Source organism: Curvibacter cyanobacteriorum (assembly GCF_028649475.1).
Lineage (GTDB): Bacteria > Pseudomonadota > Gammaproteobacteria > Burkholderiales > Burkholderiaceae_C > Curvibacter > Curvibacter cyanobacteriorum.
The window spans coordinates 115162-127246 of sequence record NZ_JAQSIP010000010.1 but is presented as its reverse complement, the minus strand read 5'-3'; the positions used below and the strand labels follow the sequence as shown (position 1 = coordinate 127246).

General features: G+C 67.7%; 9 protein-coding genes. 2 read left to right on the top strand and 7 right to left on the bottom strand.

What is annotated here, in order from left to right:
• Positions 1-2: 2 nt before the first annotated feature.
• The 5 genes from PSQ40_RS18385 to PSQ40_RS18365 form a co-directional block, all read right to left on the bottom strand.
• Positions 3-1016: an ABC transporter substrate-binding protein gene (locus tag PSQ40_RS18385; RefSeq protein WP_273953342.1), complete on the bottom strand. Its 1014-nt coding sequence runs from the start codon at positions 1014-1016 to the stop codon at positions 3-5.
• A gap of 102 nt (positions 1017-1118) precedes the next feature.
• Positions 1119-2126, bottom strand: a complete 1008-nt coding sequence (locus tag PSQ40_RS18380; protein WP_273953341.1) for a LacI family DNA-binding transcriptional regulator — start codon at positions 2124-2126, stop codon at positions 1119-1121.
• Positions 2127-2279: 153 nt separating this feature from the next.
• The gene (lspA, locus tag PSQ40_RS18375; RefSeq protein ID WP_273953340.1) at positions 2280-2846 is read right to left on the bottom strand and encodes a signal peptidase II; all 567 of its coding nucleotides are present in this window, start codon (positions 2844-2846) and stop codon (positions 2280-2282) included.
• On the bottom strand, positions 2846-5671 hold the full coding sequence (gene ileS / locus PSQ40_RS18370; RefSeq protein ID WP_273953339.1) for an isoleucine--tRNA ligase: 2826 nt from the start codon (positions 5669-5671) through the stop codon (positions 2846-2848). The genes lspA and ileS overlap by 1 nt, the downstream gene beginning before the upstream one ends.
• A gap of 119 nt (positions 5672-5790) precedes the next feature.
• Positions 5791-6801 carry a bifunctional riboflavin kinase/FAD synthetase gene (locus PSQ40_RS18365; RefSeq protein WP_273953338.1) on the bottom strand — a complete coding sequence of 337 codons (1011 nt, stop codon included), beginning with the start codon at positions 6799-6801 and terminating at the stop codon, positions 5791-5793.
• Between the two features lie 178 nt (positions 6802-6979).
• Here PSQ40_RS18365 and PSQ40_RS18360 point away from each other — a divergent pair, with 178 nt between their 5' ends.
• The gene (locus PSQ40_RS18360; protein ID WP_273953337.1) at positions 6980-7537 is read left to right on the top strand and encodes an HNH endonuclease; all 558 of its coding nucleotides are present in this window, start codon (positions 6980-6982) and stop codon (positions 7535-7537) included.
• Positions 7538-7699: 162 nt separating this feature from the next.
• Here the strand turns inward: PSQ40_RS18360 and PSQ40_RS18355 are convergent, their stop codons facing one another.
• Positions 7700-8620 carry a LysR family transcriptional regulator gene (locus PSQ40_RS18355; protein WP_273953336.1) on the bottom strand — a complete coding sequence of 307 codons (921 nt, stop codon included), beginning with the start codon at positions 8618-8620 and terminating at the stop codon, positions 7700-7702.
• A gap of 112 nt (positions 8621-8732) precedes the next feature.
• On the opposite strand from PSQ40_RS18355, the gene metE reads away from it, so the two are divergent.
• Positions 8733-11033: a 5-methyltetrahydropteroyltriglutamate--homocysteine S-methyltransferase gene (metE, locus tag PSQ40_RS18350; RefSeq protein WP_273953335.1), complete on the top strand. Its 2301-nt coding sequence runs from the start codon at positions 8733-8735 to the stop codon at positions 11031-11033.
• A 66-nt stretch (positions 11034-11099) separates the two neighbouring features.
• Here the strand turns inward: metE and PSQ40_RS18345 are convergent, their stop codons facing one another.
• Positions 11100-11960, bottom strand: a complete 861-nt coding sequence (locus PSQ40_RS18345) for an isocitrate lyase/PEP mutase family protein (protein WP_273953334.1) — start codon at positions 11958-11960, stop codon at positions 11100-11102.
• Between the last annotated feature and the right edge of the window lie 125 nt (positions 11961-12085).

Genomic DNA, 12085 nt, shown 5'->3' with positions numbered 1-12085 from the left:
ACTCACTGGGCTTCTTTGAGGTAGCGCTCAGAGAACGCCTTCTGCACCGAGGCCATCTTCGCGTAGTCGATGGTCTTGGCGCGTGCGTACTCGCTGGCCGGCAGGAAGCGCGACTGCACTTCCTTGCTCATGGCGCCCGCGCGCACCGGGCGCAGGTAGGCGTTGGCCCAGATCGCCTGGCCTTCATCGGACAAGACAAAGTCCAGCACCTTGCGGCCGTTGTCGGCGTGCGGGGCCTTGGCCACCAGGCTCATCACATAGGGCACCACCAGCGTGCCTTCGGCCGGGATCACGAACTGCACATTGGCCTGGTCCTTGTACTTGGCGCGGTAGGCGTTGAAGTCGTAGTCCAGCAGGATGGCAATTTCACCCGACAGCACGCGTGCGTACGAGGTCTGCTTGGGCACGATGGGTTCGTTCTTTTGCAGGGCCTTGAAGTAGTCGATCGCCGGGCCGAAGTTGTCCAGCGTGCCACCGCGCGCCTGGTTGATGGCCACCGCCCCCACATAGCCCACAAAGGCGGAGGCCGGGTCCAGGTAACCGATCAGGCCCTTGTAGTCGGGCTTGAGCAGGTCGGCCCAGGACTGCGGCACGGGCTTGCCCTTCAGGGCGTCCACATTGACCATGAAACCCAGCGTGCCGGAGTGGATGGTGAACCACTGGCCTTGCGGGTCCTTGAGGCCGTCGGGGATGTCGTTCCAGTGGGCGGGCTTGTAGGCGCTGACCACGCCTTCTTTTTGCGCCTGGATTGCGAAGGTCACACCCAGGTAGGTCACGTCGGCCACCGGGCTGGCTTTCTCGGCCACCAACTGGGCCAGCGACTGGCCCGAGTTCTTGTTGTCGGGCGGCACGGTGATGCCGGTCTTGGCCTTGATGGCCTTGAGCTGGCTGCCCCAGTCCGCCCATTCAGTGGGGCAGTTGTAGCAGATGGCGTTCTGCGCCAGGGCCAGGCTGCTGGCGGTCAGGCTGAGGGCCAGCAGGGCGGCTCGGCTCAGGTGTTGAAGACGCATGCGCATGGTGAAAACTCCTTGGGATGGGTGAGAGGACAAGCGAGACACAAACAAAAAATGGGCAGGGTGAATGCGGGGCAGGGCTGGGGGCATCGGTCGGCCGCCGACTCAGGCCGTGGCCGTGCGAGGCGGCGCACACGACTCGCCTTGGCGAAAGCCATGCGCCAGCGTGCGGCTGGCGCTCGGGCCCAGCGCCTGACCGTCGGCCAGGGCCTGCAGCAGCAGGGCGATGCTTTGCTGCCCCAGGTCGGCATTGGGTTGGGTGATGGTGCTGAGCATCGGCGTCAGGTCGGCCCCGAGCGCGATGCCGTCAAAGCCCACCACGCTGAGCTGGGTGGGCACGGCGCGGCCGGCCAGGTGCGCCGCGCGCAGGCAGCGCAGTGCCAGCAGGTCGTTGGAGGCGAGCAGGGCGGTGGGCACGGGCGCGCGGCGCAGGCGCGCCACGATGTCCTGCAGCGCCTGCGCCATGAAGGGCACCTCCAGCACGGGTTCGGCGGGCAGGCCGGCGGCCGCCATGCCGCGCTGGTAGCCGCGGCAGCGTTGCTCGGCGCGGTCCGAGGCGCTGCGCTGCCCGCTGACCATGGTGATGTGGCGGTGGCCCTGGGCCACCAGGCGAGCCACCAGGTCGGCCACGGCCTGCTCGCCATCCACCCCGACGCAGGGGTGCTCGGGGTGCTGGTGGTAGGCCAGCACATAGGGCAGGGCGCGGGCTTGCAGGCGGCGCAGGGCGCCCGACTGGCTGGGGTTGGCGACGACCAGCACCAGGCCCGCCACGTTGGCGGCCAGCAGGTGGTTCACGGCCTGTTCTTCGCGCGCGACTTCGTAGTCGGTGGTCAGGGGCATCAGGGCATGGCCGGCCTGGGCGGCGGCCTCGGCCATGCCTTGCAGGCATTCGGCGAACACCGGGTTGACCAGGGTCGGCAGCACCACGCCCAGCACGCGGCTGCGCTGGGTGCGCAGCGTGCGCGCGCTGGCGTTGGGCAGGTAGCCCAGGGCCTGGGCGGCCTGCTCGATCTGGCGCCGGGTGGCGGGCGCCACCTGATCGGGCTGGTTGAAGGCCCGCGACACGGTGGCCACGGAGACCCCGGCCTGACGGGCCACGGCTTGGATGCTCATGCGATGCGACGTGATGTAAACGTTTACATTGCACGCGCTGCGTGTGACATCGTCATGACGATGAGGGGGCCCCAACAAAACGGCCCGCGAAAGCGGGCCGTCTGAGATGTCTGAGCCGTCAGGGGGCGGCAGCGGCGTCGGCCGCGCGCGGGGTCAGCGTGCGCGTTTGACGCGCAGCAGCTCGTCGAGCACCAGGCAGGTGGCGCCCAGGGTGATGGCGCTGTCGGCGATGTTGAACGCCGGGAAGTAGCCGCCCGGGAACATCGGGGCCAGGAAGTCCCAGTGGAACTGCAGGAAGTCCACCACATAACCGTGCATCAGGCGGTCCAGCACGTTGCCGATGGCGCCGCCCAGGATGCTGGACAGCGCAAACGAGAACAAGCGCTGGCCGCTGTGCTGGCGCAGCTGCCACAGGATGAACACCGCCGCCACCACGCCGATGCCGGTGAAGAACCAGCGTTGCCAGCCCGAGGCACCGGCCAAAAACGAGAAGGCCGCCCCGGTGTTGTGGGCGCGCACGATGTTGAAGAAGCTCAGCACCGTGGTGCTGTCATGCAGCTGGTAGTAGCCCAGGATCAGCACCTTGGTGAACTGGTCGGCGATCAGCACGATCAGCGCCCAGGCCAGCCAGGGCAGCAGGCTGGCGCCGGCAGCCCGGTGGACCGGGCTGACCGACTTGCCTTTGAAGGGGGCGCCGCCGCCTTTGCCCTTGCTCGCCATCAGGCAAACACCCGGCTTTCACCGGCGCCGTGCAGGTTGCTGTCGCAGCGGCCACACAGGGTCGGGTGGGCCGGGTTGGCGCCCACGTCGTCGCTGTAGTGCCAGCAGCGCTCGCACTTGGCCGCGGTCGCCGGGCTCACTTGGGCCGCCAGTTCGGCACCTTCTTGCAGCTGCACCGCCGAGGTGATGAAGACGAACTTCAGGTCCGCGCCCAGGCTTTGCAGGGCGGCCAGCAGCTCGCTGCCGCTGGGCACGCTGAGCGTCACATTGGCCTGCAGCGAGGCGCCCACCTGACCGGCCGACCGCACGGCTTCGATCTCCTTGTTGACCAGTTCGCGCGCGCCACGGATCTGCTCCCACTTGGCCAGCAAGGCGGTGTCGGTGCCGCCGAGGTCCCAGTAGGTTTCCAGGAAGATGCTTTCGGACTGGCCGAACAGCTTCCAGGCCTCTTCGGCCGTGAAGCTCAGGAACGGGGCCATCCAGCGCAGCATGGCGTGGGTGATCTGCCACAGCGCGGTTTGCGCGCTGCGGCGGGCCAGGCTCTTAGGCGCGGTGGTGTAGAGGCGGTCCTTGAGCACGTCGAGGTAGAAGGCGCCCAGGTCTTCCGAGCAGTAGACCTGCAGCTTGGCCACCACCGGGTGGAATTCGTACTTCTCGTAGTGCGCGAGGATGGTGTCTTGCAGCTGTGCGGCGCGGCTCAGGGCGTAGCGGTCGATCTCCAGCAGTTGCTCGGCCGGCACGGCGTCGGTGGCGGGGTTGAAGTCGCTGGTGTTGGCCAGCAGGAAGCGCAGCGTGTTGCGGATGCGGCGGTAGCCGTCCACCACGCGGGCCAGGATCTTGTCGTCAATGCCCAGGTCACCCGAGTAGTCGGTGCTGGCGCACCACAGGCGGATGATTTCGGCGCCCATCTTCTCGCTGATGGTCTGCGGCGCCACCACATTGCCCACGCTCTTGCTCATCTTGCGGCCTTGGCCGTCGACGGTGAAGCCGTGCGTCAGCAGGCCCTTGTAGGGCGCGCGGTCGTCCATCGCGCAGGCGGTCAGCAGCGAGCTGTGGAACCAGCCGCGGTGCTGGTCGTGGCCTTCCAGGTACAGGTCGGCCGGGAAGGTGGACTGGTCCAGGTGGCTGTTGCGCAGCACATGGAAGTGGGTGGTGCCGGAGTCGAACCAGACGTCCAGGATGTCGGTGCTCTTGGTGTAGTGCGGCGCGTCTTCGCCGATCAGCGATTCGGCCGCGGCCTTGCTCCAGGCTTCGACGCCACCCTGCTCGACCAGGGCCGCCGCGGTGTCCATGAGCTCCATGGTGCGCGGGTGCAGCTCGCCGCTGTCCTTGTGGATGAAGAAGGGCAGGGGCACGCCCCAGTTGCGCTGGCGGCTGATGCACCAGTCGGGGCGGCCGGCGATCATGTCGCGCAGGCGGGCCTTGCCGTTCTCGGGGTAGAAGCTGGTTTCTTCGATGGCGGCCAGGGCCAGCTGGCGCAGCGTCTGGCTGGCCTTGTCCTTGGTGAACACGCCCTCGCCTTCGTCCATGCGCACAAACCACTGTGCGGCGGCGCGGTAGATCACCGGCGTCTTGTGGCGCCAGCAGTGCGGGTAGCTGTGGGTGATGTCGTGGGTGGCCAGCAGGCGGCCCGCGTCGCGCAGCGCCTCGATCACCACCGGCACCGCCTTCCAGATGTGCAGGCCACCGAACAGCGGGAAGTCGGGCGCATAGGTGCCGTTGCCCTGCACCGGGTTCAGGATGTCGTCGTACGCCAGGCCATGGGCGATGCAGCTGTTGAAGTCGTCCACGCCGTAGGCGGGCGAGGAGTGGACCAGGCCCGTGCCGTCGTCGGCGGTGGCGTAGTCGGCCAGGTAGACCGGGCTGAGGCGGGCATAGCCCGGGTCCACGTCGTACAGCGGGTGCTTGAAGTTGATCAGGCCCAGGTTCTTGCCCTGGGTGGTGGCCAGCACCTCGCCGCTCAGGGCATAGCGCTCCAGGCACTTCTCGACCAGCGAGGCGGCCAGCAGCAGGGTGCCGCGCTCGGTCTTGACCAGGGCGTAGTCCAGTTCGGGGTTCAGGTTCAGGGCCTGGTTGGCCGGGATGGTCCAGGCGGTGGTGGTCCAGATCACGGCGAAAGCCGGTTGGTCCAGCGCGGCCAGGCCGAAAGCGGCGGCCAGCTTGGCGGGCTCGGCGCATTCAAAGGCCACGTCCAGCGTGGTGCTCTTCTTGTCGGCGTATTCGATCTCGAACTCGGCCAGCGAGCTGCCGCAGTCAAAGCACCAGTACACCGGCTTCAGGCCGCGGTAAACGAAGCCGCGTTCCATGATGCGCTTGAGGGCGCGGATCTCGTTGGCTTCGTTGCCGAAGTCCATCGTCTTGTAGGGGTGGTCCCATTCGCCGAGCACGCCCAGGCGCTTGAAGTCGGCCATCTGGCCGGCGATCTGCTCCGCCGCAAAGGCGCGGCTCTTGGCCTGCACCTCGTCGCGCGGCAGGTTGCGGCCATGCAGTTTCTCGATCGCGTTTTCGATGGGCAGGCCGTGGCAGTCCCAGCCCGGCACGTAGACCGCGTCCAGGCCCTTGAGCTGGCGCGCCTTGACGATCATGTCCTTGAGCACCTTGTTGACCGCGTGGCCGATGTGGATCTGACCGTTGGCGTAGGGCGGGCCGTCGTGCAGCACGAATTTGGGGGCACCACAGCGCGCGTCGCGCAGCTTCTTGTAGAGGCCTTTGTCTTCCCATTCCTGGACCCAGCCGGGCTCGCGCTTGGGCAGGTCGCCGCGCATGGGGAAGGGCGTGTCAGGCAGGTTCAGGGTGCTGCGGTAGTCAGGGGTTTGGTCGGCCATGGGGTTCAATTGGGTGGCATTGACAGGCTCGGTCCCGGGCGCAGCCCGGTACGGGATGAGAGAAATCAGCCGTTTGCCCTGAGCCTGTTCCGAAGGGCGCGCAGCACGGTGTGCCGGCGTTAAATTCGGTCGCGGGTGGTCTGGCGGTGGGTTTCCGCGTGCATCGAGGCGAGGAACTGGCGTGCGTCGTCGCAGTCCTTGGCGATGCCCTTCATCAGGGCGTCCAGACCGTCGTACTTGAGCTCGTCGTGCAGTTTGTGCAGCAGTTCCACGCGGATGATTTTACCGTAGGCCCCGTCGGCCCCCAGCGAGGCCGGCCAGTCCAGGCAATGGGTCTCCAGCAGCACGCGGCCGCCATTGACGTCGTTGGGGTCAAGCGAGGGGCGCACGCCCAGGTTGGCCACGCCGGCCAGCGCTTGCTCGCCCAGCCCGTGCACGCGCACCACAAAAATGCCGCTGGCGGCGGGCTTCCAGTGGGCAAAGCGCAGGTTCAGGGTGCGAAAACCCAGTTCACGGCCCAGCTTGCGGCCGTGCACCACATGGCCGCTGATCGCGTAGGGGCGGCCCAGCAGGCGCGCGGTGGCCGCCAGGTCGCCACGGCCCAGCGCCTCGCGCACGGCCGAGCTGGACACGCGCAGGCCGTGCACCTCGTAGCTGTTCATGCGCGCCACGTCAAAGCCGCGCTCGGCGCCGCTGCGGTCCAGCATGGCGTAGTCGCCCGCGCGCTTGGCACCGAAGCGGAAATCGTCGCCCACCAGCACGTAGCGCGCGCCCAGGCCCTGGATCAGCACGTCCTCGATGAAGGTCTCGGGCGCCTGGCTGGCCAGCCGGGCGTCGAACGGCAGCACCACGGTCTGGTCGATGCCGCAGCGCGCCAGTTCGCTGAGCTTGTCGCGCAGCGTGCCGATGCGGGCCGGGGCCAGTTCGGCGCGACCGGTCACCGCGGCAAAGTAGTCGCGCGGGTGGGGTTCGAAGGTCAGCACGCACGAGGGCACGCCCCGGTGCTCGGCCTCGCTCTTGAGCAGGGCCAGCATGGCCTGGTGACCGCGGTGCACACCATCGAAGTTGCCGATGGTGAGCGCGCTCGCCGGCGCGATGCCGGGGTGCTGGAAGCCGCGAAAGATCTTCATTGTGCTGTTATCTTTTTGATAGCATCCGGCGCCCACCTGTCAAGCGCCCGAAGCCAAATTGTCATGAAATCAGGTTATATTGTGCTGTAGCCAGCGGGGTTCTTGCACAAGAGCCCGCGATGGCCCCCGAGATCTGCGTTCCGAGTCAGTGGTTTTCAACCCGTTTAGGAGGCGTCCCTTGAAGGTCTTGAAGCTGTCCGCCCAGGGCTTGCCCCAGTCCTGGATCACCCTGGAGCAAGCCGTGATTCACTACGCGGCTGGCGAGGTGCGCTGGGAATCTGGTGCGCAGGTGGCGGTGTTCCGGGGCGGTCACAACGCGGTCACCGGCGAGCAGTCGCAGATCGTGGTCAACAGCATCATCGGCACCAAGGGCGTGCCCAACATCAACCCCTTTGCGTTGCGGCCCGGCCTGACCAACAGCAAGCTGTTCGCCCGCGACCGCAATGTCTGCGCCTACTGCGGCCAGCACTTCCATGAGAGCGACCTCACGCGCGAGCACATCGTGCCCTTCGCGCAAAACGGGGTCGACACCTGGATGAACGTGGTCACCGCCTGCCGCGCCTGCAACCACCGCAAGAGCCACCGCACGCCCGAACAGGCGCGCATGCCCCTGCTTTACGCGCCCTATGTGCCCAGCCTCTGGGAAGACTTCATCCTGCGCAACCGCCGCATCCTGGCCGATCAGATGGAGTTTCTGATGGCCCATGTGCCCAAATCATCGCGCCTGGCCTTGTGAGCCTGACCTTATGAGCCTGGCCGGGTGAGTGCGGCCTGGTGTGCGTGGCTTGCTGCGGTGTCGGGCCAGGCCCCTGTCCCCCGCTGAGGCCGCCCGAGCACCGGGGGCGGGGCGGTGGCCCTGGCGTCCCCGCTGCCGGGGCGTCGGTTTGGGCCGGCCGCGTCAGGCGGCGGCTGGGTGCGGCTCGGTTCCCAGCGTCGTCCTGGACTGGTTCGCCAGCGCCACGAAGGCCTGCAGGTAGTCGATCGGCACGTCGGCTTCGCGCACCCCCAGGTAGATCTGTTTGGCGATGCCCTGGGGGCCCAGGCGCACCGGCCGCACCGGCATCCGCTGCGCGTACTCGTCCACCAGCCAACGCGGCAGCGCGGCCACGCCCCGGCCACTGGCCACCATCTGCAACATGATGTCGGTGTTCTCGATGGCCTTGTGCTGCTTGGGCAGCACGCCCGCGGGCAGCAGAAACTGCTGGTAGATGTCCAGGCGCTCGGCGGGGACCGGGTAGCTCAGCAGCACCTCGGCGCTCAACTGGGCCGGGCGCACGTGGGCCTGGCTGGCCAGGGCATGGTCCCGGCCCACCACCAGCACCTGCTCGTAGTCGAACACGGGCTCGAAACGCAGGCCAGGTTTGAACACCGGGTCGGGGGTCACCAGCACATCGATCTCGTGGCCAAACAGGGCCCCGATGCCGCCGAACTGGAACTTCTGCTTCACGTCGACTTCAACATCGGGCCAGGCCGCGAGGTAAGGCGCCACGATCTTCAGCAGCCACTGGTAGCAGGGGTGGCATTCCATGCCGATGCGCAGCGTGCCGCGCTCCCCCTGGGCGAACTGCTGCATGCGCGATTCGGCCAGCTCGAGTTGGGGCAGCACGCGGTTGGCCACCGCCAGCAGGTAATGGCCGGCCTGGGTCAGGCGCAGGCTGCGGCCTTCGCGCCGCCAGATGTCGGTTCCCATGGCCTGCTCGAGCTTCTTGATCGCATGGCTGAGGGCCGACTGGGTGAGGCAGAGCGTGGACGCGGCGGCGGTCATGGAGCCCTGTCGATCCACCTCTTGAATGATGGCCAGGTGGATTCGTTCAAGCATCGGTATCCATGAGTGAAGTTAATTGATCGCTGAAATAAGATCATTTTACGTAATGGATCAGCTTCTCTAACCTTCGACGCTTTCCAACATTGATGGCATCGAAGAAGACACCATGGTCACGACACACAACCTCGGCTTTCCGCGCATCGGCGCTCAACGTGAACTCAAGTTCGCCTTGGAGTCCTACTGGAAGGGCCAGTCCTCGCGGGCGGCGCTGCAGCAGGTGGGCCAGCAACTGCGGCAGCAGCACTGGGCCGATCAGGCCGCGCTGGACTGGGCCCCGGTGGGGGATTTTTCGTTCTACGACCAGGTGCTGGACATGAGCTTCACGCTGGGCCATTTGCCCGAGCGGGTGCGCGGCCATGAAGGCGATGTGCTGGACAACTACTTCCGGGTGGCCCGCGGGCGCTCGGCGCCCGCCGATCCAGGCGCCGGCCATGCTGCCTGCTGCGCTGGCGTGGCGGCCGGTGAGATGACCAAATGGTTTGACACCAACTACCACTACATCGTGCCCGAGTTCACCGCCACGACCACGTTCCAACTCGATGCCAGCCGGCTGCTGGCGCAGTGGGCCGAGGCCCGCGCCCAGGGGGTGAAGGCCAAGCCGGTCCTGATCGGCCCGGTCACCTACCTGGCGCTGGGCAAGGCCAAGGACGGGTCGGACCGTCTGGCCCTGCTCGAGCGCTTGCTGCCGGTCTACGCCCAGTTGCTTGACACCCTGGCGGCCCAGGGCGCGGAGTGGGTGCAGATCGACGAGCCGATCCTGGTCACCGAGCTGGACGCCGACTGGCAGCACGCCTTCAACACCGCCTACCACCACCTGAAGTCGGCCAAGGTCAAGCTGCTGCTGGCCAGCTACTTTGGCTCCTTGCAGGAAAACGCCTACCTGGCCGCCAACCTGCCGGTGGCGGGGCTGCATGTGGACGCCATCAACGACCGCGATGGCGTGCGCCCCCTGATCAACCTGCTGCCTGCGCACAAGGTCTTGTCGCTGGGCGTCGTGAACGGGCGCAACATCTGGAAAACCGACCTGAACGCCACCCTGGACTGGCTCGAGCCTTTGGCCGAACAACTGGGCCCGCGCCTGTGGATCGCGCCCTCGTGCTCGCTGCTGCACGTGCCGGTGGACCTGGCCAGTGAACAGAAGCTGGACGCGGACATCCTGTCGTGGCTGGCCTTCGCGCGCCAGAAGCTGGCCGAGTTGCAGCTGCTGGCGCAGGCCCTGAACCACGGGCGGGCGTCGGTGCGCGAGGCCCTGGACGCCAACCGGGCGGCGCTGGCGGCGCGGCGTGCCTCGACCCGCGTGCACCGCCCGGAGGTGCAGCTGGCGGTCTCCAAGATCACGCGTGACCTGGGGCAGCGCGAGACGCCGTACCCGCAGCGGGCGCCCAAGCAGGCCGCGCTGCTGCGGCTGCCGAAGTTCCCGACCACCACCATCGGCTCGTTCCCGCAGACCGCCGAGATCCGCCGCGCGCGCAGTGACTTCAAGGCCGGCCGCCTGGACGCCGCGGGCTACCAGGCCGCCATGCGCGCCGAGATCGAGCGTGCCGTGCGCGAGCAGGAAGCCCTGGGCCTGGACGTGCTGGTGCATGGCGAGGCCGAGCGCAACGACATGGTCGAGTACTTTGGCGAGCAGCTCGACGGCTACGCCTTCAGCCAGTTCGGCTGGGTGCAGTCCTATGGCTCGCGCTGCGTCAAGCCGCCCATCCTGTTCGGTGACATCCGCCGCCCGCAGCCGATGACCGTGGCCTGGACCACGTACGCTCAGTCGCTGACCGACAAGCCCATGAAGGGCATGCTGACGGGGCCGGTGACGATCCTCAACTGGTCGTTCGTGCGCGACGACCAGCCGCGCTCGGTGTCCTGCCTGCAACTGGCCCTGGCCATCCGCCAGGAGGTGCTGGACCTGGAGCGCGCCGGGGTGCGCGTGATCCAGATCGACGAGGCCGCGCTGCGCGAGGGCCTGCCGCTGCGCCGTGCCCAGTGGCCGGTGTACCTCGACTGGGCGGTGGAGAGCTTCCGCGTGGCGGCCAACGGCGTGCGCGATGAGACCCAGATCCACACCCACATGTGCTACTCGGAGTTCAACGACATCATGGCCGCGATCGCCGACATGGACGCCGATGTGATCACCATCGAGACCTCGCGCTCGGACATGGAGCTGCTCGACGCCTTCGACGACTTCCGCTACCCCAATGAGATCGGCCCGGGCGTGTACGACATCCATTCGCCCAACATCCCCACCGAGCAACACATGGTGGCGCTGATGAAGAAAGCGGCCGAGCGGGTGCCCGCCGAGCGCCTGTGGGTCAACCCGGACTGCGGCCTCAAGACCCGCCAGTGGCCCGAGGTGATCCCGGCCCTGACCCACCTGGTGGCCGCGGCCAAGACCTTGCGCGCCGAGTGCGTGTGACGCCGGGCGGCGCGGCCGGGGAGGCGCTGCCGCTGCCGCAGGCGAGGGCCCCCGCCGGGGGGCTGCTCAGCTGAAGCGCTTCTCCAGTGCGTCCCAGCCGGGCTTGCCGACCAGGCGCTGGCGCTCGGCAAACGGGGTGACCAGGCCGCTGGATTCCTGCACCTCCTGCTCGTCGCGCAGCACGGTCAAGGCCTTCTGCATACCGGCCACCGCGCCTTGCAGCGCCGCGTTGGCGTAGAGCACGATGCCATAGCCCAGCTCGCCCAGCTGTTGGGCGTTGAAGATTGGGGTGCGCCCGCCGATCACCATGTTCATGAGCTGGGGCTTGGCCAGGCGCTGCGGCAGGGCGCGCACCTCGTCGGCCTGGGTCACGGCCTCGACGAACAGGAGGTCGGCCCCGGCCTCGGCGAAGCGCTGTGCCCGTTCGACGGCGGCTTCAAAGCCGTGGGTGGCCGCGGCGTCGGTGCGCGCCATGATGAGCAGGTCGGGGTCGCGTCGCGCGTCCACCGCGGCCTTGATCTTGTTGACCGCTTCTTCGGTCGAGATGACCTCCTTGCCCGCGAAATGGCCACAGCGCTTGGGGGCCACCTGGTCTTCGAGCTGGATGCAGTCGGCGCCCGCCCGTTCGAGCGTGCGCACCGTGTGGTAGACGTTGAGCGCATTGCCAAAGCCGGTGTCGGCATCGACCAGCAGGGGCAGGCTCACGGCGTCGCGGATGCGGGCCGTGTGGTCGGCGATGTCGGCCAGGCCCATGAAACCCTGGTCGGGCAGGCCGAACCACATGTTGGTGACACCGGCCCCGGTCACGTACAGGGCCTGGAAGCCCAGGTCTTCAATGACCTTGGCCGACAGGGCGTTGAAGGCGCCCGGCACGATCAGGCCACGGCGGGCTTCGACGAGTTGTTTGAGTTGTTGGCGGGTGGACATGGGGCAGTGAGCCAAGGTGAATGAAAAAAGGGCGGGCGTCCAGCGCCCGGGCGGTGTGCGGTGTGACGGGGCGGGGCGGTGTGTGTGCGCCGTGTGATGGGGGGGGGATTGGGAGCGTGACGGTG

Excerpts from the sequence above, each read along its gene's own strand:
- PSQ40_RS18380 (WP_273953341.1), bottom strand. The coding sequence starts at position 2,126 with ATGAGCATCCAAGCCGTGGCCCGTCAGGCCGGGGTCTCCGTGGCCACC.
- lspA (WP_273953340.1), bottom strand. The coding sequence starts at position 2,846 with ATGGCGAGCAAGGGCAAAGGCGGCGGCGCCCCCTTCAAAGGCAAGTCG.
- PSQ40_RS18365 (WP_273953338.1), bottom strand. The coding sequence starts at position 6,801 with ATGAAGATCTTTCGCGGCTTCCAGCACCCCGGCATCGCGCCGGCGAGC.
- ileS (WP_273953339.1), bottom strand. The coding sequence starts at position 5,671 with ATGGCCGACCAAACCCCTGACTACCGCAGCACCCTGAACCTGCCTGAC.
- metE (WP_273953335.1), top strand. The coding sequence starts at position 8,733 with ATGGTCACGACACACAACCTCGGCTTTCCGCGCATCGGCGCTCAACGT.
- PSQ40_RS18385 (WP_273953342.1), bottom strand. The coding sequence starts at position 1,016 with ATGCGCATGCGTCTTCAACACCTGAGCCGAGCCGCCCTGCTGGCCCTC.
- PSQ40_RS18355 (WP_273953336.1), bottom strand. The coding sequence starts at position 8,620 with ATGCTTGAACGAATCCACCTGGCCATCATTCAAGAGGTGGATCGACAG.
- PSQ40_RS18345 (WP_273953334.1), bottom strand. The coding sequence starts at position 11,960 with ATGTCCACCCGCCAACAACTCAAACAACTCGTCGAAGCCCGCCGTGGC.